22 protein-coding genes are annotated in these 22,317 nt (G+C 64.4%); 12 read left to right on the forward strand and 10 right to left on the reverse strand.

Annotated elements, in window-relative coordinates; genetic code table 11:
- The first annotated feature begins 95 nt into the window (after positions 1-95).
- Together CXY71_RS11360 and CXY71_RS11365 are read left to right on the forward strand one after the other, a co-directional pair.
- Positions 96-836, forward strand: coding sequence for a hypothetical protein (locus tag CXY71_RS11360; RefSeq protein ID WP_104135716.1), 741 nt, complete (start codon positions 96-98; stop codon positions 834-836).
- A 33-nt stretch (positions 837-869) separates the two neighbouring features.
- Entirely contained in the window at positions 870-2,228 is a 1,359-nt protein-coding gene (locus CXY71_RS11365; protein ID WP_104135717.1) for an ATP-binding protein, read from the forward strand.
- On the opposite strand, the gene CXY71_RS11370 is transcribed toward CXY71_RS11365, so the two are convergent.
- Complete coding sequence (locus CXY71_RS11370) at positions 2,211-3,221, reverse strand: DUF2332 domain-containing protein (protein ID WP_104135718.1); 1,011 nt, start codon at positions 3,219-3,221, stop codon at positions 2,211-2,213. The two genes, CXY71_RS11365 and CXY71_RS11370, sit on opposite strands and share 18 nt — an antisense overlap.
- A 119-nt stretch (positions 3,222-3,340) precedes the next feature.
- Between CXY71_RS11370 and pepN the strand changes: the two genes are divergently transcribed.
- From pepN to CXY71_RS11390, 4 genes are all read left to right on the forward strand, one after another.
- On the forward strand, positions 3,341-5,887 hold the full coding sequence (gene pepN / locus CXY71_RS11375) for an aminopeptidase N (protein ID WP_104135719.1): 2,547 nt from the start codon (positions 3,341-3,343) through the stop codon (positions 5,885-5,887).
- 212 nt (positions 5,888-6,099) lie between these two features.
- Positions 6,100-7,230 carry a mechanosensitive ion channel family protein gene (locus CXY71_RS11380; protein ID WP_104135720.1) on the forward strand — a complete coding sequence of 377 codons (1,131 nt, stop codon included), beginning with the start codon at positions 6,100-6,102 and terminating at the stop codon, positions 7,228-7,230.
- 108 nt (positions 7,231-7,338) lie between these two features.
- A complete protein-coding gene (locus CXY71_RS11385) occupies positions 7,339-7,719 on the forward strand; it encodes a globin (protein WP_104135758.1) in 381 nt (126 codons plus the stop codon).
- A 65-nt stretch (positions 7,720-7,784) separates the two neighbouring features.
- The gene (locus tag CXY71_RS11390) at positions 7,785-8,207 is read left to right on the forward strand and encodes a GNAT family acetyltransferase (protein WP_104135721.1); all 423 of its coding nucleotides are present in this window, start codon (positions 7,785-7,787) and stop codon (positions 8,205-8,207) included.
- Positions 8,208-8,288: 81 nt separating this feature from the next.
- On the opposite strand, the gene CXY71_RS11395 is transcribed toward CXY71_RS11390, so the two are convergent.
- The gene (locus tag CXY71_RS11395) at positions 8,289-8,783 is read right to left on the reverse strand and encodes a MarR family winged helix-turn-helix transcriptional regulator (protein ID WP_158253068.1); all 495 of its coding nucleotides are present in this window, start codon (positions 8,781-8,783) and stop codon (positions 8,289-8,291) included.
- Between the two features lie 109 nt (positions 8,784-8,892).
- On the opposite strand from CXY71_RS11395, the gene CXY71_RS11400 reads away from it, so the two are divergent.
- The 4 genes from CXY71_RS11400 to CXY71_RS22045 all read left to right on the forward strand — a co-directional run bounded on the left by CXY71_RS11400 (position 8,893) and on the right by CXY71_RS22045 (position 11,218).
- Positions 8,893-9,573, forward strand: coding sequence for an NADPH-dependent F420 reductase (locus CXY71_RS11400; RefSeq protein WP_104135723.1), 681 nt, complete (start codon positions 8,893-8,895; stop codon positions 9,571-9,573).
- Positions 9,574-9,597: 24 nt separating this feature from the next.
- Entirely contained in the window at positions 9,598-10,641 is a 1,044-nt protein-coding gene (locus CXY71_RS11405; protein WP_199184285.1) for an LLM class flavin-dependent oxidoreductase, read from the forward strand.
- A gap of 158 nt (positions 10,642-10,799) precedes the next feature.
- On the forward strand, positions 10,800-10,928 hold the full coding sequence (locus tag CXY71_RS22040; protein ID WP_233198265.1) for a DUF488 domain-containing protein: 129 nt from the start codon (positions 10,800-10,802) through the stop codon (positions 10,926-10,928).
- A 116-nt stretch (positions 10,929-11,044) separates the two neighbouring features.
- Positions 11,045-11,218 (forward strand): hypothetical protein, encoded by a 174-nt coding sequence (locus tag CXY71_RS22045; protein WP_233198264.1) that lies wholly within the window; start codon positions 11,045-11,047, stop codon positions 11,216-11,218.
- Between the two features lie 24 nt (positions 11,219-11,242).
- Here the strand turns inward: CXY71_RS22045 and CXY71_RS11415 are convergent, their stop codons facing one another.
- On the reverse strand, positions 11,243-11,884 hold the full coding sequence (locus tag CXY71_RS11415; protein ID WP_233198263.1) for a DNA-3-methyladenine glycosylase: 642 nt from the start codon (positions 11,882-11,884) through the stop codon (positions 11,243-11,245).
- 216 nt (positions 11,885-12,100) lie between these two features.
- On the opposite strand from CXY71_RS11415, the gene CXY71_RS11420 reads away from it, so the two are divergent.
- Positions 12,101-12,790, forward strand: coding sequence for a hypothetical protein (locus tag CXY71_RS11420; RefSeq protein WP_146072808.1), 690 nt, complete (start codon positions 12,101-12,103; stop codon positions 12,788-12,790).
- 76 nt (positions 12,791-12,866) lie between these two features.
- On the opposite strand, the gene CXY71_RS22465 is transcribed toward CXY71_RS11420, so the two are convergent.
- On the reverse strand, positions 12,867-13,142 hold the full coding sequence (locus CXY71_RS22465) for a hypothetical protein (protein ID WP_104135726.1): 276 nt from the start codon (positions 13,140-13,142) through the stop codon (positions 12,867-12,869).
- A 538-nt stretch (positions 13,143-13,680) separates the two neighbouring features.
- On the opposite strand from CXY71_RS22465, the gene CXY71_RS11435 reads away from it, so the two are divergent.
- Positions 13,681-14,829: a hypothetical protein gene (locus CXY71_RS11435; protein ID WP_146072809.1), complete on the forward strand. Its 1,149-nt coding sequence runs from the start codon at positions 13,681-13,683 to the stop codon at positions 14,827-14,829.
- 45 nt (positions 14,830-14,874) lie between these two features.
- On the opposite strand, the gene CXY71_RS11440 is transcribed toward CXY71_RS11435, so the two are convergent.
- The 6 genes from CXY71_RS11440 to gabT form a co-directional block, all read right to left on the reverse strand.
- Positions 14,875-15,522, reverse strand: a complete 648-nt coding sequence (locus CXY71_RS11440) for an FMN-dependent NADH-azoreductase (protein ID WP_104135729.1) — start codon at positions 15,520-15,522, stop codon at positions 14,875-14,877.
- Between the two features lie 89 nt (positions 15,523-15,611).
- Positions 15,612-17,162 carry an APC family permease gene (locus CXY71_RS11445; RefSeq protein WP_104135730.1) on the reverse strand — a complete coding sequence of 517 codons (1,551 nt, stop codon included), beginning with the start codon at positions 17,160-17,162 and terminating at the stop codon, positions 15,612-15,614.
- A gap of 6 nt (positions 17,163-17,168) precedes the next feature.
- Positions 17,169-18,041 carry a universal stress protein gene (locus CXY71_RS11450; RefSeq protein WP_104135731.1) on the reverse strand — a complete coding sequence of 291 codons (873 nt, stop codon included), beginning with the start codon at positions 18,039-18,041 and terminating at the stop codon, positions 17,169-17,171.
- Positions 18,038-19,399, reverse strand: coding sequence for an NAD(P)/FAD-dependent oxidoreductase (locus CXY71_RS11455; RefSeq protein ID WP_104135732.1), 1,362 nt, complete (start codon positions 19,397-19,399; stop codon positions 18,038-18,040). The genes CXY71_RS11450 and CXY71_RS11455 overlap by 4 nt, the downstream gene beginning before the upstream one ends.
- A 22-nt stretch (positions 19,400-19,421) precedes the next feature.
- Complete coding sequence (locus CXY71_RS11460; RefSeq protein WP_233204604.1) at positions 19,422-20,918, reverse strand: NAD-dependent succinate-semialdehyde dehydrogenase; 1,497 nt, start codon at positions 20,916-20,918, stop codon at positions 19,422-19,424.
- A gap of 5 nt (positions 20,919-20,923) precedes the next feature.
- Complete coding sequence (gene gabT / locus CXY71_RS11465) at positions 20,924-22,291, reverse strand: 4-aminobutyrate--2-oxoglutarate transaminase (protein ID WP_104135733.1); 1,368 nt, start codon at positions 22,289-22,291, stop codon at positions 20,924-20,926.
- Positions 22,292-22,317: the final 26 nt, after the last annotated feature.

A 22,317-nucleotide genomic window follows, 5' to 3' on the forward strand; every position in this document is an offset into this window, starting at 1 on the left:
CCTTCCCTGACCGGATCGCGCCCATGGCGAGGACTCAAAGATGTCGAGTAAACCTCAGGTCATGCGGCAAAAATTGCCCCTGTGAGGCTGACCGCATGCTACACCGCCGTCTGATCACGCCGACCGTTTTTCTCGCTCTCGTCGCTCTCAGCGGATGCGCGGCCGGGCCCGTCGCAGGGCCGCCAAGGTCAGCGAGCGCGGGGCCGACAGAACTTGCCGCTACCACGGGTGTCTACACCTGTGACGATGTTGCCACCCTCGATACCGTGGCCGGCGCGTTGGCCCCCGCGGACGAAAGTATGCCGACCCCGGTGGCCGCGACGCAGCCGGGGATGGCCCTCACCGAGTATGCCGTGCCCAGCCACCTGGTCTGGCCGGCGGTAGACCTGGTCGAACGGGAACCCGCCTGCACCGGCGCGCTCAAGTCGCAGGGTAGTGCGATGGCACTTGGTGTCGACGCCCTCGACTACGAAATCTGCGATTCGTCGAGCATGGACCCGATCTGGTTCGACCGGTACGTGACACAGACCGCGAGGGTCTTCACCTGCTACGTTGACGCCGCTGGTGTCAACGGCACCTCGATCACGGTCGGCTATGACCTCGCCAGCATCGTCGACACGATGATCTCCACTCCCGACAGCCAGGCTGCCCTGCCGCAGATTGCGTTGGAAGGCGCCGTCGACGGCGAGCACGCCGTGCAGATCTGCACCGACACCTCGTCGTACTGCACCGTGATCTTTTCGCTCGGCCAGTCGGCGTACCAGGTCGAGTCACGTACCGACGCGGTCGCTGTCGCTGTCGCTGTCTCCGAAGCAATCATCGCCCAAGCCCGCTAGCCTCCTACTGCGCTACAACGACAGGAGAACGACATGACCGAGGACACTTTCGACCGAGACGTCGTGCGCGCCTTCAAACACTTCATGGAACGGGTCGTATCTGCGGCGGATAACCGGGCCGGTTCGGGCCTGACACCACTCGGCGATCGCATCAGCGCCTTTCTCGGCGCCAACGCGTCGAGGTTGCCGGTCGTGTCGGAGACCCTGACCGATCATCGCCTAGTCGACGCGGACATCGCCCTGAGCACGTTGGCCAGCGTGGATCCGGCCGCGCTTCTGGGTGTATCGGGCGGGCAGCAGCGGTTTCATTCGACGCTGTCCGAGCTCGTGGCCAGCCCGTTACAGGGCTTCGGGCCCGGACCTGTGGACTACTCGGCCCGGGCGACCGGACCGACGACAACCCGCCAGGTCGTCTCATTCGGCCTCCGACTCATCCGCTTTGACGATCAGCCGATCGCGGTGCTGCAACGCGCCGCGAATCCGCAATTCGGGCGCAATACGGCCGAGCTCGAAATCATGGCCGAGTCGCCGCACACGGTCACCGGTTTTCTGGAGCACCTGCGCGCACTCATGATCGAGCACAGCGTGCTGCGCGGGCAGGTGCTCTCGTTCGTGCAAACCGAATACGGATCCGGAGCCGGAATCACCTTTCTGGAACGACCCGTCGTACCGACGGCCGCCATCGTGCTGCCGGAGGGCATCCTCGGCACCATCACCGACCACGTCATCGGAATCGGCGAGCAGCGCCAGGTCTTGCTCGCCGCCGGGCAACATTTGAAGCGCGGTGTGCTGCTCTACGGGCCTCCCGGCACCGGCAAAACCCTCACTGTGCGCCACCTGCTCAGCGAAACACCGGGCATCACCGCCGTGCTGCTCACCGGTACCAGCATCGTGCACATTGCTGCGGCTGCCGAGATCGCGCGCACCTTTGCGCCGTCGATCGTCGTGCTGGAAGACATCGACCTGGTCGCGATGCAGCGTAACGCCACTCCGCAACCCCTGCTGTTCGAGGTGCTCGACGCCCTTGACGGACTCGACGGCGACGCCGATGTGGCGTTCGTCATGACCACCAATCGGGTCGAGGTGCTCGAGCGCGCCCTTGCCGAACGGCCAGGCCGGGTCGACCTCGCCGTCGAAGTGCCATTGCCCGCCCTTGCCGAACGCGAGCGGCTGTTCCGGCGCTATGCGGGAAGGCTGCCGTTCACCCCAGCCGCCCTCGACGCCGCTGCCCGCCGTGCAGAGGGCGTGACGGGCTCTTTCGCAAAGGAATTGATTCGTCGGGCCGTGATGACGCGCCAATCCGCCTCCTTCGGCTGGGCAACGGGTAGCGCGGCGCCGTTGACAGCGGAGCCGACGCCCGAGCCCTCCGCGGACTCACCCGAGCCAGTGTAATGACCGGCCGTGTGGCTGGGTCAGGGCGATCGGCTCGCCGTCCAGGGCAAGAATGAAAGCGGAAGCCGGAATTGAATGTGACGGCGCCGGCGCCTCCCCAAGCCGCTCCAACACCCCAGGCACCACGCTCTGCCCCTCGTTCGACAACCAGCGCACCGGCAGTCGGGTCATCTGCGCGGCGAACCGGCCGCGGTCGGTTGCGTTCAGGTAGGCGAGCACCGCGGTGTGGAACACGACAACGGTTGCCCCGGCCGGTGCCCGGGCAACGAGCGCCTCGATCTGAGCATTGAGGTCCCCCCGCACGATCTCGACCGGCTCCTGGCGGGCCACGGCAACCGCGGCGCGCAGCCGGGATCGACGGCCGTCATGTTCCGGCCAGATCAGCGCATCGAGCCAGGCTACGTCCGCGTCGCTGCAGACGTCGAGGGGATGAAGGTCGATTCCGGCCCGCCACACGATCTCGGGCATCCGCTCGGGCAGCGGCACCGGACCGCTCACGTCGCAGTCGAGCACCACCGGGTTCGCCCTGTCTCTCGGGTGCAGCATCCGCTCGCCGCCATCAGCAAACCGATATCGGTAGCTGTACCGATCGGGGTGCAGGCAGAGACCGGCGGATGCCCCAACTTCGATGATCGCGAGGGGCCCGGCGAGCGCCGCCAGGGCCGGCAACAGCACAGCGCACCGACCGGGTTCATTCGTCTGGGTGGCATGGGTCAGACAGGTGGCGGCGACGAGCGCCCAGTGCTCGCGCAGCCAGGCCGCGAAAGCCGGATACTCCCCCACCACGGCCCCGTGCAACCGGGCCGCGCTGAACACTAGGTTCGGTTGCCGTTTGACCGGCGGCAACAGATCGATCAGTTTCACTATCTCAGGATCAGCCGCAACCCCAGCGGCCCAGCGTTCGTAACAGGCGCTCATTCCGCGGGCTTCAACCTCAGCGAAGGCTCGGTAGCGTTCAGCGGTCGCGACGCCGGGATCGGTGCTCGCTCTCATGCCCACATTGTAATCATGGTTAGGCTTGCGGGGTGCGATGGCGCCACGAGCGCCAGAGCTTCACCGTTCCAAATGGAATCCGTCGCGAATCGAATCGTGAATCGAATTGGAGAACTAAGTTGCCCGGAGAGAACCTCACCCGCCTTGAAGCGTCAGAGCGCGCCGCGCTCGTCACGGTAGCGAGCTACAACGTTGTGCTCGACCTCACTACCGGCCCCACCACGTTCGGCAGCACCACGACGGTGCGCTTCGCCGCTACCCCCGGAGCCTCGACCTTCATCGATGCCATCACTGCCATGGTGCACTCGGTGACCCTCAACGGTGCCGCGCTCGACCCGGCCGTCGTGAGTGACGGCATCCGCATTCAGCTGGACGGCCTGCAGGCCGAGAACGAGCTCGTTGTCGTCGCCGACGCGTTGTACACCAACACCGGTGAGGGACTGCACCGCTTCGTCGACCCGGTCGACAACGAGGTGTACCTGTACAGCCAGTTCGAGGTGCCCGACTCTCGCCGCGTCTTCGCCGTGTTCGAGCAGCCCGACCTCAAGGCGAAATTCGCTTTTACCGTCACAGCGCCGAGCCAGTGGCAGGTTGTTTCCAACTCGACCACGCCGGAGCCAACCGACGCCGGCAACGGTGCCAGCACCTGGGCGTTTGCACCGACCCACGTGATCTCGAGCTACATCACCGCGCTCATCGCCGGCCCCTACGCCGTCGTGCGCGGCGAACTGACCTCGAGCGACGGACGCACCATTCCGCTCGGCGTGTTCAGCCGCAAGAGCCTCAGTGAATACCTCGACGCTGACTACATCCTCGAGAAGACCCGCCAAGGCTTCGCCTACTACGAGGAGAAGTTCGGTTACGCCTACCCGTTCGACAAGTACGACCAGCTGTTCGTTCCGGAATTCAATGCCGGCGCCATGGAGAACGCCGGCGCGGTCACCTTCACCGAAACGTACATCTTTCGCTCCAAGGTGACCGACGCCATCAAGGAACGCCGTGTTGTAACGATTTTGCACGAGCTCGCCCACATGTGGTTCGGCGACCTCGTCACCATGACCTGGTGGAACGACCTCTGGCTCAACGAGAGCTTCGCCGAGTGGGCATCGACCATCGCCACCGCCGAGGCCACCGAGTGGCATGAAGCCTGGACCACCTTCGCCGTGATGGAGAAGAGCTGGGCTTACAAGCAAGACCAGCTTCCCTCGACCCACCCGGTCGTCGCCACGATTCGCGACCTTGACGACGTACTCGTCAACTTTGACGGCATCACCTACGCCAAGGGTGGCTCTGTACTCAAGCAACTCGCCGCCTGGGTCGGCATCGACGCCTTCTTCACCGGCGTCGGATCGTACTTTCAGAAGCATCAGTGGGACAACACCGAGCTTTCCGACCTGCTGGTCGAGCTCGAGGCCGCCAGCGGTCGTGACCTCAGCGGCTGGGCGCATTTCTGGCTCGAGACCGCCGGCGTCAACACGCTGCGCCCTGAGATCGCCACGGATGAAGCGGGCGTCATCACCGGCTTCACGGTGCTGCAGACCGCCGCCGCCGCCTACCCCACCATTCGCCCGCACCGTCTCGCCATCGGTTTCTACACCTTCAACGACGCGCAGAAACTCGTGCGCACGCACCGGGTCGAGCTCGACGTCGACGGTTCTACAACGGATGTCCCCGCTCTCGTCGGCCAGAAACGTCCCAACCTGATCCTGCTCAACGACGACGACCTCACCTACGCCAAGGTGCGCCTCGACCCGGTCTCGGAGGCCGTCGCGCTCGAGCACCTCTCCGCGATTGAGAGCCCGCTCGCCCGCGCTCTGGTCTGGGGTTCGGTCTGGGACGCCACCCGTGACGCCGAAACCACGGCCCGCGACTTCGTGCGTCTGGTGCTGAACAATGTCGCCACCGAAACCGAGTCGACCACGCTGCGCACCGTGCTCGGCCAGGTCGTGCTCACCGCGAGCCACTACGTGGCCGAACCGCACCGCGAAGCCACCACCACCGAGGTCGCTGACGCACTCTGGACGCTCGCGCAGGGCGCGGCGGCCGGCAGCGATGCCCAGTTCCAATTCGTGAAGTTCTTCGCCGCCGTCGCAGCCACCCCCGCGCAGCTCGAGAACGTGGCGGCGCTGCGTTCGGGCAACACCGTGCTCGATGGTCTGACCGTCGACACCGACCTGGCCTGGGAGCTCCTCACCGCCCTCGTGGCCGGTGGGCGCGCCGACGCCGCTCAGATCAGCGAGAGCCTCGCGGCAGACAACACGGCGACCGGCGCACAGTCGGCCGCTCTGGCCCGGGCTGCCCTCCCTACTGCCGAGGGCAAGCTCGCCGCCTGGTCGTCACTCATCGACATCGACACGGCCGCGACAACCATCGTACGCACGACGTCCGCCGGGTTCCTGCGGGTGAACGATTCGGCGCTGCTCGAGCCGTTCGTCACGACCTATTTCGAGATGTTGCAGCGGGTCTGGGACGCACGCAGCTTCTCGATCGGCGAAAAGCTCGTGATCGCTCTCTACCCGGCACCGCTGAACAACCAGGCCCTCGCGAATGCGACAAAGACCTGGCTCGATGCGAACCCCGAGCCGGCCGCCCTGCGCCGCCTCGTGGTCGAAAACCTGGCCGGAGTCGAGCGCTCGCTCAAGGTGCAGGCTCGCGACGCCGAATAATTAGTACCAACGAGCACTGAGAACCCCGCGACCTGATGGTCGCGGGGTTCTCCTTTACCTTGGAGGTTCACAGCAAACCCCACGTATGCCGAGAGGATGCCGCTGGCAGCGTCACAGGCGCAGGGTCGCGTCGGCCGCATGGCGGGCTGCGACCGCTCTGGCCCGGGCAACTTCCCGGGTACCGCTGAGGCCCTCGGTAGACTGGCTTGGATATGAACTGGGAAACTTTCTGGGCCAACCTCGGCACCTTCATCGCTAAAATTCCGTGGACCGATTACGTCGGAAAGATCTTCGCCATTGCGGCTATCATCGTTGTCGCGTTCGCTCTGCGCTGGGCCCTGCAATTCGTGATTCGCCGGGTCGTGCAACAAATCGTCTCCGGCGTCAAAAAGAACCAGAAGGTCGACGACACTCAGGCGCTAAACGTCTCCCCTATGGCTGCTGTGCGTGTCGTACAACGCTCGCGCACGCTTGGCGCGGTGCTGGCGAACATCGTCAATGTGTTCATCCTGATCACCGCGTTGTTGCTCATCGTCACCACCCTGAACAAGGAGATCCTGGGCTCTTTCGCGCTGCTGACCGCAGCGATCGGTGCCGGCCTCGGTTTCGGTGCTCAAAACATCGTCAAGGACATACTCAACGGCCTGTTCATGGTGGTAGAGGATCAGATCGGCGTTGGCGATATCGTCGACGTGGGATTCGCATCCGGTGTCGTAGAAACGGTCGGAATTCGCATCACGCAGGTACGCGATGTCGACGGCACGCTCTGGTTCGTGCGCAACGGTGAGATCCTGCGGGTCGGCAACATGTCGCAGGGCTGGGCCCGCGTCATCATCGATCTCGCCATTCCCTACAGTTCCGACGTGGAGGCCGTGCAAGACGAGCTGCTACGCGTTGCCAGCGCCCTCGCCTCCAGCCGTAAGTGGCGCGCGTATATCCTCGAAAAGCCGGAGATCTGGGGCCTCGAGTCGATCACGGCCGAAGCCCTCGTCACCCGGCTCGTGGTCAAGACCAGGGTCTCAGCCAAGTGGGACTTCGCCCGTGACCTTCGCCTGCACATGAAGAAGGCCCTGGATGGCATGGGTGTTCCGCTGACCCCGCTCAACAGTGTCGTCATGACCACCGGCGACGGCACCATCGATGGCTCGATCATTGAACCGGTTGAGGGAGCACTCGACGCGGCCGAAGAGGCCGCAGCTGCCGTGCCCGATGTTGTAGCCGATGTGCGCACCGGCCCGGTCGCGGTGCGAAAACCCCGCGGGCCGCGCAAGGCCAAGCCCAAAGACGTGCCGGCTCCGATGAAGACGCCTGACCCCGAAGTTCGCGGCGACGGCATTGACTGACCAGTACCGAACAGAAAGCTGCACCACATGACCTCTGAACGACACCCGACCGACCGACCCAGTACCCCCGCCGGCGTACACCTGCGCGAGGGCGAGAACGGCCCCGCCGTGGTGCCCACGTTCTTCGACGAGGTCGGTGGAACGCCATTCTTCGAAAAGCTCGTACACGACTTCTACTTGGGTGTCGCAACCGACCCAGTGCTCAAGCCGATGTATCCCGAAGAGGATCTCGGCCCCGCCGAACACCGTCTGGTCATGTTTCTCGAGCAGTTCTGGGGCGGTCCGGGAACGTACAGTGAACAGCGCGGCCACCCGCGGCTGCGCCAGCGTCACGTGCCGTTCAAGGTCAATCCGGATGCCCGTGACCGGTGGCTGGGCCACATGAAAGTTGCCGTCGACGCAGCCCATCTGCCGCCGCTGCAGCAGGGCATCCTCTGGGATTATCTGGAACGTGCAGCTTTCGCGATGGTGAACAGCTTCGAGGACTAGGGGGCTGGCGTCTCGCGCAACTTCTCGACGTACGGTCATCAGATGACTGCGGTGATACTGGAACAATGAAGATCCGCGACCTAACCTCGGCAAACATCGACGCAGCGGCGGCGCTCTGGCACCAGGCTGGGCTCACCCGCCCGTGGAATTCGCCCGAGCGTGACGCGCAGCGCGCCCTCGACGGCGACACCTCCACGGTGCTCGGTGCTTTCCTTGAAGAACGCTTAGTCGGTACCGTCATGGTCGGTCACGATGGGCACCGCGGGTGGGTGTATTACCTCGCGGTAGACGACAGCATGCGTGGAACCGGGTTGGGAAAGCGGATGATGGCTGACGCAGAAAACTGGCTACGCACCAACGGTGTCGTCAAGGTTCAACTCATGGTGCGTTCGGACAACGACCTCGTTCTGGGGTTCTACGAACACCTCGGCTACGAGGACGCCAACGTACAGGTGCGCTCCAAGTGGCTTATCCAGGCAACGTCATAGAACAACCCGGCATATGTGGAACAACAAACCCGCCGACCTGCTCCGCGACGTCATCGACGGCCAGGTCGGCAAATAGCGTGCTTACGATGCGAACGACTCGGCTGCCTCGCAGGGGCTCGCCGTTGGATCGGCGCGGTGCACGCTCGTAGCCAACGCGCCAAGCAGCTCGGCCAGCCGGTGGGCGTCATCGTCGTGCATTCCCGAGAGAATGCTGGCTTCCACAGCAGCAACGCGCGTCTCGTACCGGGTGAGCACGCTCACGCCCTCTGGTGTGGCCCGAATCTTTCGGGCCCGACGATCGGTGGGGTCGGGAATGCGCTCCACCAGCCCGGCGCCTACCATACCGTCGAGCAGGTAGGTGAGCACGGTGCGGTCGATGGCCAGGTGCGCCCCGATGGCTTGCTGGGAAGGAAGGTCACGGTGAATGACCGTGGACAGCACCTGATAGCAGCGCACTCCCCCGGGCAGTCCCTCGACGGCGATCTCCAGCTGACGCTGATAACCGCGCAGAACCATCGCGAGGTTCCACCCCAGATCTCCCGGCACGGTGATTGACCGGCGCGATTCGATAGTCATACGGGTCAGCCTATCCCAAACCATGCAGTTGCATAGATATTCTTTGAGACATATGATCTGGACAACATCATATTTCGACGGGAGCAGCGCTATGAGCAGTCAAAGTGCTATGAGCAGTCAAAGTGCCAGGACCAGTCAGCACGCCACAACTATCGGTATCCTGGGCGCCGGTCGGGTTGGAACGGCGTTGGCTCGGCAGGCGCTGAAAGCCGGATATCAGGTTCGCATCGCGACCAGGCAGCCCGCAGCGGAGAACGCGCTGCTGGTCGACATTGTGACCCCCGGGGCGGTGGCGGTGCAATCTAGCCAGGCCGCGGCATCCGATCTGGTGGTACTCGCGATTCCACTGCACAAGTACCGCACGCTCAACCCGGGCGAGCTGGCCGGTCGAATCGTCATCGACGCGATGAACTATTGGGCACCGGTCGACGGCGTGTTCGATGATTTCGAGAGCGATCCGCGCACGTCGAGCGAGGTCGTCGAAGAGTTTCTGCAGGGTGCCCGGGTGGTGAAGTCGCTCAACCACATCGGTTATCACGAGCTCGAAGAAGATAACAAACCCGCAGGCATGCCGACCCGGCGGGCACTCGCTCTGGCCGGTGACGACGCCCAGGCCAAGGCAGTCGTTGAAAGTTTCATCGACCGACTCGGCTACGACGCGGTCGATGCTGGCTTCCTCGCTGCCGGCCGCTCGTTCGAGCCGGCCACCGAGATCTTCACCGGCAGTCACACCGCGAACCAGCTTCGCGCCCTCATTCAGAAGGCCCGTCCGCTCGCGGCCGCCGCCTAAGTCACCGACACAATGGAGAACACCTTGCAAATCGGCGCCTACAGCTTCGGCGATACTCAACTCAACCCCGATGGCAGCGCGCGTTCCACCGCGGAGGCGATTAAGAATCTGTTCGACGCCATCGTGCACGCCGACAAGGCGGGGTTGGACTATTTCGGCATCGGTGAACACCACACCATCTCCATGCCCGCCTCATCGCCCGGCGCGATCATCGCGGCTGCGGCTGCGGCGACGACTCAGATCAAACTCGGCAGCGCGGCCAGCATCATCGGAACGGATGACCCGGTGCGGGTGTTCCAGCAGTTCGCGACGGCGGATGCCATCTCCGGCGGGGGCCGCATCGAGATCACGGCCGGCCGTGGCTCCTCGGTCGAGACGTTTCCGTTATTCGGCTACGAGCTGGGCGATTACGACGAGCTCTACGCTCAGAAGCTCGATCTGCTCCTGACGCTCAACGCCAGCGCCACCGAGAACGTGACCTGGTCGGGAACCGCGCGCCCGTCGATCCCTCAGCTCGACGTCGTGCCGCGCCCCGTGCAGGGTTCCCTGCCCATCTGGATCGCCACCGGCGGTAGCGCACCGTCATCGGCTCGTGCCGGGCGCCTCGGCCTCCCCCTCGCCTACGCCATCATCGGCGGGCAGCCGCACCGGTTCGCGCCGCTCGCCAATCTCTACCGGCAGTCAGCCAAGCAGGCCGGCCACACCGGAGACAACATCAAGGTCTCGGTAGCGACCTTCGGCCTGGTAGCTCCGACCAAGAAGGAAGCGGTGGAGCGGATGTATCCGGGCTGGGTCAACCTCAACGTGGAGATGGGTCGGCTGCGCGGCTGGCCGGCTCCGCAGCGCGGTTCCTATCTGGCCCAGGTCGACGCCCCGAATGCCTATTTCATCGGCGACCCGGACGACGTGGCCGAACGCATCGTCGACCTGCACCGGCACCTCGGCCACATGCGTCACTTTCTGCAGGGCGACCACGGCGGGCTCCCCCAGGAGCACCTGCTCGAGTCCATCACGCTGCTCGCCACCGAGGTCAAGCCCCGCGTGAAGCGGCTGCTCGCCGCCAAATAGCAGCTGCTCGTTCTCAGCGTCGCTGCGAGAAGCCAGCGGCCGGTCGTGTCCGTCACTGCCGTGATCGCTCTGACTTCTTCGCTCACCCGACCGGCAATACTGTAGTCGTACAAAATCGACATTGATTCGACATCCAGCACCTGCGGTTAGATGGAATCATGGCCGGAAACTGTGGCTACACGATCGGGCATTCGACTCATCCGCTTGATGAGTTCGTCGGAATGTTGAAGGCCGATGATATCGAACGGCTCATTGACGTGCGCACCATGCCGGGGTCTCGTCAATGAGCCGCAATTCGGGGAAAACGAACTCGTCACCAGCATGCCGGCGGCCGGTATCGGCTACCAGCGCCTCATAGCGCTCAGCGGTTTACGGCACAGCCCGGTGGCAGACGGTGGCGATCATGTGTACGGAGGCCGTACCCTGGCGTTGTCACCGCTCGCTGATCAGAGACGCGTTGCCCGCTCGCGGACTGCAGGTTGCCAACGTGATGAGCCGCACCTCCACCACGCCGCACACCCTGACCAGTTTTGCAAAGTTCCATGGTGACCGCGCCCGGTATCCGCCCGAAGATTGATCCGCGCCAGACCCTGCGCCGGGGTTAGGAGCGGCCCGGTTTGTAAGCCGAGACCGACGAGGCATCCGCTACCCAAAATCGCCAGGGGAAGTTCGTCGCACTGCCGCCGGGCCCGCTGACGCCCACGCGTGGTCCGATCAGGTGCGGGACAACCACCCCGTCATCGGGTACGAAAAACCTCCACTGTCCACCGAAAAGATCATCACCATCGTTGGCCAGAGATGCCCCAAAGCTTTGGGCGACGCAACCGGGACCGCGCGCCAGACTCCGATCGAGAAGGGGAACCTTTCGTGGTCTGCTTTCTCGACGGCTGCGGGCGATGTCGGCTCCTTCCAGCACGTCTCCTGCTCTGATGAGACATCCGTAGGGCTGGCCTGGGTGTCCGGCGACGAGGTTCAGCGCGTGGTGCATTCCGTAGGTGAAGTAGCAATAGAGGTGCCCGGCGGGACCGAACATGGTCTTATTCCGATTCGTCATACCCCGATAGGAGTGCGCGCCGGGGTCGCGTTCACCGGCATAGGCCTCGACCTCGGTGATGCGAATGGCTACAGTGCCATCGTCATCCGTGTGTTGCAGGATGCAGCCGAGAACTTCGGGTGCGAGTTCGAGCACCTCGCGGGCAAAAAATGCCCGGTCCGCCAGATGAAATCCCGCCAACACGTCCACTCAAACAGTGTATCCGCTCTCTGCAGGCCGGGCTCGAGCGCGACGTTCAGAGCATCTGAGAATTGCGGCAACCAGGCGATTTACCCGTCGCCTCGCCCGGCTGACGGCTGCTTCTTCCACGTTATGCATCCCGTCGGCACGATAGCGTGGAACACGGGTGAAACGATTTGTTCACCTCGATAGTTGCTGGGGGTTCTTATCCGTAAATCATTCGCTGTGATCACTCTTATCGTTTTGGCCGGGGCTTTGTCGGCCTGCACGGCCACACCCCCAGCCACACCCCCAGCCATTCCCCCTACCGTCGATCCGGTCCCGTTCGAAACGGCGGCGGCGGCAGAACCCGACCGCATTCTCATCGGCGCCGAGACGACCGACGTCGTGGACGAGGACGGAACAGTGCTGCTCTCGCTCCGCTATTTTGAGAACGGCGACGAAGCCGTCACTGCCGCCATCAATATTCTCGGAGAGCCTCAGGGAACGCATCATCAGGACGGCTCGAGTCACTACCCGGAGATGGATGGGACGTCGTGGGGCGGTTTCGACATCGTCGTGAACCGCTATTCGAGCGAGGCAATGCCCACCGGGGAAGCACGCTGGTACAAGCCGGCATATAGTGTGCAGGCCACGGCGGCAAGCACAGACGGCGGTATCGCCATCGCCTCGGTGGACGAAATCCGCGTTGGAGACGCATTTGACGTTGCCGCTGAAGACCAGGATACGAACCGCGTGCACTTCGACGATGCGTTCGGCACGCGCTCGGTGGCGCTCGACCTGCCAACGTCATTCCCGGGAATCATCGCCGATGCCGGGATGGAATTGCCCTACGGCGTCATTGCCGTATCCGATCAAGGGTCAATCGACATCACCCGAATCGTCGCGCCGAAATTTCTCTTTTCACTCACCTAGGTCTGACCGAACCTCCACTTAAAGCTCATCACGTTCGACCCCGGCGACTGACAAGAGCTAACAGATACTGCCGCCCTCAGAGTCTGCGGGAGACGCTGCTTTGGTGCGAAACCCGCAAAGCTAACAACACGAGTTCGGTGTCTGTGTTCATACCCCCGTTATTCGCCATCGACATCGCAGGTGTGAACGTATCGACTGCGCGCCAATAGTGTGTCGTGAGAATCACCAGTTGCTGTGTAGCCCTGGTCATCGCAACGTAGCGATCGACCGCTCCCTCGGTTCCGGCGCCGAACGATTTCCGGTCGAGGAGCACGACCAAGTCGAATTCGAGCCCCTTCGCCAGCTTGAGCACGCATGGGCTCGTACACGGAGACAGCGGTGAAAAGCGTGCGGTACTGGGCACTGTCGGCCAGAGCCTCGAGCGCTCCGGTGACCAGATCAGCCTCGTAGGCAAACTCGATGATTTCGTCCCAGGCGACGCCCGCAACCCGGTCGTCGGCCCCAGGCGTTCGCCGGTCAGGTCTAATAAACGTCACACCGCTCGGGGCCGATCCAGACTCACCTCGCGCCAGGCACGTCACGTCCTCGCCTTTCGCCACTGCCACTGCCACTGCCACTGCCACTGCCAGTTCTAAGAGACAAGATTGGGATTACCACTCGTGACTCACTGCCGCAACGTTTTTGTGTGATGCGTGCGATCTCGAAGCAAAGATCCATTCTTCGTCACGAATGTGCCCGCGCAAGAGCGCTCCGCCAACTCCTCGTCGCCGATGCCCGCCCGCGACGGTCGACTTCGCTGAGTTGATGAGTGGTCGACGCCGGCGTCCCGACGACGGACTCGACAGAATCGAAACTGGCAGCGCGTCTCCTCGTGTTGGTACATTGCCAGCATGGGGAAAATCAGTGTCGTTCCGATCACCGTCGCTTTGATCCTTGCGCTGACGGGATGTGCGAGCCCGGTGACGCCAGGTTCATCGGGGCCGTCGACAATGCCGCCGACCATGCCATCGACCATGCCATCGACAACACCAGCAACCGAGCTTTCGTCGGCGCCCGCTTCGCGGTTCGATGTGACCTGTGCCGCCTTGGTGTCGAGCGCCGAACTGGCGGCGCTTTTCGGTGCGAACGGCTACGAGCCGCGGTTGGACTGGGCGCCAACCGTATCCCCGGTGAAGTATGCCGTACAGAACATTGGTGGGTTGAGCTGCACTTGGGGCAATGACGACGCGCCAGTCGCTGGTATTGCCAATCCCGCATATGACGAACTGACCGTACAGGTACTGCCCGATGCCACGGCCGCGCAGATCGAATTGCATGTCGGCGACCATCCGCTCGACGACGCCCAGCCATTCGGAGACTCGTCCGGGACGACCTGTTTCGCAGATTCCGGCCTGTGCACGTCTAACATCCTCGTCGGCGCGGCCTGGATCGACGTGTTTTTGCAGGGAGCAAACGTTACCGATTCGGCCTCCGGCGCCGACGTACTGGCACTCGCCTCGCCGGTCCTGAGCACGATCGCCGAACGGGTCGCCACCGCCGTTGCTTCGAACATCACGCCGGCCGTCGCCGCAGTCGCTGCACGCACCGACTGCGAAGTAGTCCTGCCCGCTGCGACCGTGCAGTCCGTCTTCCAGTCCGCCGAGCTGCCCGTGCATTCCACCTACAACAGTGGCGGTTGGGGCGTCATGACCGGAGCTGCAACACTTGCCGGTGTGACACGCTGCATCGTGGGGCCGGCCGGTTCTGACGCGTCCCTCGCCAACCTAGAGATGCTGCCGCACGGTGCATGGGCCTTTGATCTCGCCCAGGTACGAAGCGGTGTATGGAAAACCCATGAGGCGGTGAGCGTCGCGGGGGTCACCGAATTGGCCTACCTCCGGTGCCCGGTCAAAACGGTCTCGGCCTGCGCGGTCGACTTCATCGTCGGCGATGACTGGCTGCGACTGGGAACGTTCATCAACGGCCAACGGCCGGTCGAAGACGCCGACCGGGACCAGGTATTGGAGCTGGCCGGGCACGTCGCATCCGCTCTGAAATGAAGTAGTCGTTCCCACCGACGCAGCGGTGGGCCAATCGAGAGCGGGTCAGCCTAGGCGGCGAGCGGCCTGGGCAGCGGACTCGTGGGCGGCGGCCAGTTCCTGGTGCTGCTTGGCGACCTCGTCGGCGGGGGCGCCGAAACGTTCGCTCAGCGTGCGGGTGGCCACGATCGTTTCCACCGTCATTCCCAGTGCGTTCGCCAAAATCAGGCTGAGCGCGGGCAGCGCGTGATCGTCGAATTCCGTGGATGTTCCCGCGTCGTAAACCCCGCTGCGAGTCGAAACGAGCACGGCCGGGCGACCGGCCAGCGGCTGCTGGCTGGCCGGGTCGTCGAACGGAGCGGTCACCGCTGGCAGGTGGATGTAGTCGATCCACGCTTTCAAGGTCGAGGGCATCGAATAGTTGTATAACGGAACCCCGATCAGCAGCACGTCGGCCGCGACCAGTTCGGAGATCAAAACCTGCTGAAGCGCCTCCTGCTCCACGCTCGGGTTCGCACCCTCGGGGCGTAACCGGGGCGGAAAATGCAGCGCGGCATCCGTCAGGTGGGGCACTGGTTCGCGGTGCAAATCACGGTGAATGACGGTGTGATCCGCGCCGAGACTGCGCCAGGTATCGGCGAAGGTCGCGGTAACCGCCCGCGACCGCGAGGTCACGAGGTCTGCGGACGAGTCAAGCTGCAACAGTATAGGCATTCCCACAGCCTAGAGGCAGCGAGCGTGCCCACTCGTGTTGCCGTCGTCGTGGCGGCATCCGCTTTCACTAAGCGGATGCCGCAGCCCGGCTACTCCTCCCGTTCGCCGAAGCGCGGCGCAGCCAGGCTGAGCGTCTCGCCGCGGAAGAACGCCGGACGCACCTGCGACTGCACGATCATGATGACAACACCGATCAGCAGGATCGCCATGCCGAGCACGAAGACCAGACCCAGCCCGAAGATCTCGGAGCCGCTGCCATAATTCGGATCCATGCTGTCGACCAGGGTGGTGCAGAACAGCACGGTCAGGATGATGCCGCCGACCAGCGGAAACACAAAGGTGAAGAAGGCGTTGCGCACGGTGACGAACCACTGGCGGCGAAAATACCAGACGCAGGCGAACGCGGTCAAGCCGTAGTAGAAGCAGATCATCATGCCGAGGGTCGTGATGGTGTCCCAGAGCACGTCTTCGCTGACAAACCGCATGATCGTGTAAAACCCGGCCGCGACGATCGCCGAGGCGATGGTGGCATAGCCGGGGGTAAAGAATCGCGGGCTGACCTTGGAGTAGGCCGGCGGCAACGCACCGTAATGGCCCATCGCGAGCAGGGTGCGGGCCGGGGATACGAAGGTGGACTGCAACGAAGCGGCCGAGCTGGACAGCACCGCGATCGACATGAGCACCGCGAACGGTCCGAGTGCCGGGCCGGCCAGGGCGAAGAACATGTTGCCTTGAATCTCCGGGTTGCCGAGGCCCACGCCGACGCCACCAACGCCAGCGAAAGAGATGGCCGCGATGGCGACGAACAGATAAAGCACCATAACGATGATCACGGTGAGGGTCGCGGCGCGGCCGGGCGTCGAACGGGAACCCTTGGTCTCTTCCGACATGGTCAGGGTGACGTCCCAGCCCCAGAAGATGAAAATCGACAGGCTCAGTCCGGCAGCGAAGGCGGAGAACGAGGTGACGGCGAAGGGGTTGAACCACGACAGGGAGACCGGGGTCGGATCGAACGCCGAGCCGTTCGCAATGTGCACGAAGGCCATGATTCCGAAGCCGACCAGCACGATCAGCTGAAAGCCGACCAGCCAGTACTGCACCTTCTGGGTGGTCTGCATGTCCCGGTAGCTGATCCAGGTCGCGATCAGAATGAAGACCAGGCAGGTTCCGACGTTGATGAACGGGTTGCCGGCGAGCCCCGCGATCTCGGCGCTGTTGGCAAAGATCTGCGAGAGCATCAGATAAAAAAAGTCAACGGCGATGCCGGCGAGGTTACTGAGCACGACGACGGTCGCGGCGATGAGCCCCCAGCCGGCCATCCAGCCGATCCATGGCCCGAACGCCCGCGTTGCCCAGGTGAACGACGTGCCGCTGTCGGGCATGGCCTTGTTGAGCTCACGATAGCCGAGGGCGACCAGCAGCATCGGAATGAACCCGGCGACGAAGATCGCCGGAAGCTGCAAACCGACTTCCGCCACGGTTGGGCCAAGTGCGCCGGTCAGCGTGTAAGCCGGAGCGATGCAGGAGATGCCGATGATGACGGCCCCGACCAGTCCGACCGAGCCAGCGCTGAGGCCTTTCTTGGAAATGCCGCCGGCCTTCTGTTCAACGGCGGCACTGACGTTGAGTTCTTGAGTCATGGGTTGTTAGTCCTCCGCTGTGACGGTGAAATCACGGGGCACCACGATCAGTGGCACCGGTAGTTCGCGCAGCATCTTGGCCGCGATGGAACCCAGAAAGATGCGATGGGGCTGGGCCAGCCTGTTGGAGCCGACCAGGCAGATCTCAGCCGGATCCCAGGGCAAGCCGCGCACGGCGTGCTCAATGCTGCTGCCGGAGGCGACGCTGGCCGTCACCTCGAGTCCGTCCATCAGGTGGTCGGTGGCGTAGTCAAGCACTGCCTGGGCATGGTCGGCGGCGAGCTGGATGGTCCGTGCATCGGCGCCGGGACGATCGATCGCAACGAGGGACACCAACCGCAGCGGGGCATCCACTGTGCGCGCTAAGAGGATACCGGCCGTCAGTAGTCCGTCGGCTCCCGCCTTGGTGCCGACGGCGCAGGTGACGCGGCCGATCGGTTCGTCGGTGCCCATCACCCGGGTGCCTTCGGGGGCAAGCGCTACGGGCACGTGGGAAGAGTGCAGCAGGCCGTCAGCGACGCTGCCGATCGCGAAGCGTCCGAGCAGGCCGTGGGTGGCCGCGCCGACCACGATCAGGTTCGCCTGCAGCCGGGCAGCGGCGGCGAGCAGCCCCTGGGTGAAGGAATCGGCGTGTTCGAGGTGGGTGCGCACCAAAATTCCCGCTGGCACGAGGGTGAGCGCTTCGGCCAGCCATCCCTCAGCCGTCTCCAGCAGCAGCCGGTCATAGCCGGGATCGTTGGGGGTGAGCGTCGCCCGGTCCCCCGCGTTGAGCACGAGTACCACGTCGAGTTCGGCGCCGGGCGCACGAGCGAGACGCACGCCGAGGGCGAGGGCATCCGCTCCCGCCGGGGTGGCGGTGTAGCCGACCAGAAACCTCATGCATCCACCCGGGTGGCAAGGATCGCCGCTGCGGTCTCCTGCCCGACCCGGATCGCGCCGTCCACGTGCTGGTAACCTTTGCCAGCCATGTCGCTGCAAGAAAACCTGATCGGACCGACGGGGCTGCGCAGTTCAGCGCCGTACCGGGCCAGTCCGCCCATGTCGAAGCTCGCCGCGTAGGCGCCGCGGGTCCACTCCTCGGAGCCCCAGTCGCTTTCGTAATAAACGACCGGGTGCAGCGCCTGCTCGCCGTAATAGTGCGAGAGCGACCCGAGAATGCGGGCCTTGCGCTCGAGCGCGGTCAGCGCGAAGACAGCATCCGCTTCTTCATCGGAAACGAAACCGACGAGGGTACCGCGCGGGTCTTCAAAGTTGGTGTTGTCGTATGCCTCGTGCACCAGCTCGTACGGGCTGAATGCGGTACCCGAGAGGTCGTCGGCGCGCCAGAACGGCGTCTCGTAGACGGCGTGTACCTTGATCACGAAGCCCATAGAGAGGTGCTGGTGCAGTTGCTGCTGGCGGCGTGGCAGCGGCGGGTTGAAGCTGATCCGGCTGATCAGGGGCGGCGGAACCGCCACGATGGCGTGCCGGGCCGTGACCGTCATACGGTCGGCGACGACGGTGACTCCGGCGTCCTTCCAGGTCAGGCTGCGCACCGGCTGCCCGAGATAGACGTCACCGCCGAGCTTTTCGGCAAGCAGCAGCGGAACCTGTTGCAACCCGCCGACCACACGCTCGTCAAGAATAAAATCGGAGTCGACGAGATTGCTAAACGACCCGGCGCTCGCCGCCATGAGCAGGGCCTGCAGCGCCGAGAAGGCGTGCGCAGGCTTGGTGAGCATGGCTCCGGCAATGAACATGCCGATGTTGTCGCGGGCTTCCTGATCGTCGGTTTGCGTTTCCAGCCAGCGGCTGAATGAGATCTCGTCCAGTTCTTTGGCAAGCGGATGCTCCCACGGTCGATCCGGGTCGATTTCGGCCACGAGGGCGTCGAGTTTGTCGATCAGGCCGACGATCTGCGCCTCGGTGCCGGCCGGAACCGGAAAGATCTCGCCGTCGAACCGGCTGACCACGCCGGAACCGTTGATGTACACGTTATGACCGGCCCGGTAGCGGGGGTAGGTGGCGAGGCCCAGCTCGGCCAGGGTTTCCTTGAGGGCGTGCTGGTCGGGAGAGACCCACTGGCCGCCAATCTCGAGCATGGCGCCCTCGATCTCATCGGTCCACAGCCGCCCGCCGACCCGATCGCGGGCTTCGAGCACGGCCACGGTGAGGCCCGCTTTCTGCAACGCCGTGGCGGCGGTGAGACCGGATGCCCCGGCGCCGATAATGACGACGTCACGATCAATCGTGGTCATGGTTGCTCCTGTGTTGACTGGATTAGGACGAGGGAATGAGGGTGTATTTGGTCGAGAGGTACTCATTGATGCCTTCAAGGCCGCCCTCACGACCGAGCCCGGACTGTTTGACACCGCCGAATGGTGCTGCGGCGTTGGAAACCAGGCCGGTGTTCAGGCCCATCATGCCGGTGTCGATACTGTCGATCATACGGTGCCCGCGGGTGATATCAGTCGTGAATGCGTAACCGATCAGACCATATTCGGTGTCGTTTGCCATTTGAATGGCCTCTTCGTCTGTTACGAAGGTTTGAATACCAACGACCGGTCCGAAGATTTCCTCCCGCACGAGGCTGCTATCGGCGGCAACGCCCATCAGCACGGTAGGGGCGTAGAACGAGCCGGGCCCATCGGGGCGGATACCGCCGGTGAGCAGCGTGGCACCGCGCGCGAGGGCGTCCTGCACGAGGGCAGCCACGTTGTCGACGGCCGCCTCGCTTACGAGCGGTCCGAAGTTCACCGTAGGGTCGGTTCCCGGCCCCGACACGAGGGCGTTCACCCGCTCGGTCAATCGGCGGCCGAATTCCGCGGCGATCGACGCGTGCACGATGAACCGGTTGGCCGCCGTGCAGGCCTGACCGGTGTTGCGAAACTTCGCGAGCATGGCGCCGGTGACCGCCTGCTCGAGGTCTGCGTCGGCTAACACCAGGAAAGGGGCATTGCCGCCGAGTTCCATCGAGGTGCGCAGCACGTTTCGGGCGGCCTGGGTGATCAACGTACGCCCGACGCCGGTCGACCCGGTGAAACTGAGCTTGCGCAACCGAGGGTCGGCGATGATCGGGGCCGATACCGCCTGCGACTGGGTCGTCGTGATGACGTTCACCACGCCGGCCGGAACGCCGGCATCCGCTAGCAACTGTACGAACAGCAGCGTAGTCAGCGGGGTCAACTCCGCTGGTTTCACGACGACCGTGCAGCCCGCGGCGAGCGCCGGGGCAATCTTGCGGGTGGCCATCGCGAGCGGAAAGTTCCACGGCGTGATCAGGTAGCACGGGCCCACCGGACGCTGGGTGACGACCATCGTGCCGGTTCCCTCCGGGGTGGCACCGTAGCGGCCGCTGATGCGCACGGCTTCCTCGCTGAACCAGCGCAAAAACTCGCCGCCGTAGGTGACTTCACCGTTGGCCTCGGCGATCGGTTTACCCATTTCGAGCGTCATGAGCGTGGCGAAATCCTTCCGACGCTCCTGCAACAAATCGAAGGCGCGGCGCAGGACCTCGGCGCGCACCCGGGCCGGCGTGGCCGCCCACGCATCCGCTGCCGCCACCGCGGCATCGAGGGCTCGGGCACCATCGGCGACGGATGCGTTTTGAATCTGTTTGAGCACCTGTCCGGTCGCCGGGTCGGTCACCATAAACGGCTCCCCCGTGCCGTTCACCCACTGGCCGTTGATGTAGAGCTGGTCGGGCACGCGGGCCAGCAGCGTTGCGCTGTGCTGTGCTCTGCTGCGCTGCGCTTCCGGTTCTCCGGTGAGGGTCACGGCGCTCACGCGGCGGCTAGGGACTCAGCGAGAACGTGAAGGCCTTCGAGCAGCAGATGGTCCGGAATGCTCAGCGGCGGCAGAAAGCGGATGACGTTGCCGTACGTTCCGCAGCCCAGCAGGATGACGCCCTGGGCGTGAGCGGCGGCGATGACCCGACCGGCCAGGGCGGTATCCGGTTCCCCTGTGGTCGGGTCGACGAGTTCGATGGCGATCATGGCCCCGCGACCGCGCACCTCGGCAATGCGCGGATCGACGGCAGCGAGCGCACCAAGCCGCTCATGCAGGATGGCTCCGATTGCGACAGCCCGTTCGACCAGGTGGTCGCTCTCGTAGGTGTCGATGGTAGCGAGCGCCGCGGCGCAGGCGAGTGGGTTGCCGCCATAGGTGCCGCCGAGGCCGCCGGCCTGGGGCGAATCCATGATGTCGGCGCGCCCGGTGACGGCCGACAGCGGCAGGCCGCCGGCGATGCCCTTCGCGGTGCAGATCAGGTCGGGCACGATGCCCTCGTGTTCGCAGGCGAACATCTGGCCGGTGCGGGCGAAGCCGGTCTGAATCTCATCGGCGATGAACACGACCTCGTTGGCCCGGCACCAGGCCAGCAGGGTGGCCAGAAATCCCGCTGCTGGAACGATGAAGCCGCCCTCGCCCTGAATGGGTTCGATGATAATGGCGGCGAGGTTGCTCGCCCCGATCTGCTTCTCGATCTGCAAGATCGCACGCTTGGCTGCCACGACGCCGTCCAGACCGCCATCGCGCAGCGGGTACGACATGGGCGCCCGGTATACCTCGGGGGCAAAAGGCCCGAAACCGTTCTTGTACGGCTGGTTCTTGGCGGTCAGGGCCATGGTGAGGGTGGTGCGGCCGTGATAGGCGTGGTCGAAGGCCACGATCGCCTGCTTGCCGGTGAAGTGCCGGGCAATCTTGACGGCGTTCTCCACCGCTTCGGCGCCGGAGTTGAACAACACGCTGCGCTTCTCATGGTCACCGGGGGTGAGGCGGTTCAGGGCTTCGGCGACCTCGATGTACGAGTCGTAAGGCGCAACCGTGAAGCAGGTGTGGGTGAACTGGGCGAGTTGGGCGGCGACGGCTTCCACCACGCGCGGGGCGCTGTTGCCGACGCCGGTCACGGCGATGCCAGACCCGAGGTCGATCAGGGAGTTGCCGTCGACATCGACGAGCACTCCCCCGCCGGCAGCCACCACGTAGATCGGCAGGGCGATGCCGACGCCGGCGGAGACCGCCTGGACCTTACGTTCGCTCAAGCGACGCGACTTCGGCCCCGGAATACTCGTGACCAGCTTGCGCTCCTGGGCCAGCGAAGGGCCACCGAGCGGTGTACCGGTGGGGCGAGGGGTATCCAGGAGGGTCATCAGAGTTTCCGATCTAAAGCGACGGG

Origin of the sequence: Cryobacterium sp. Y62 (genome assembly GCF_002929785.1) — a bacterium.
GTDB lineage: Bacteria > Actinomycetota > Actinomycetes > Actinomycetales > Microbacteriaceae > Cryobacterium.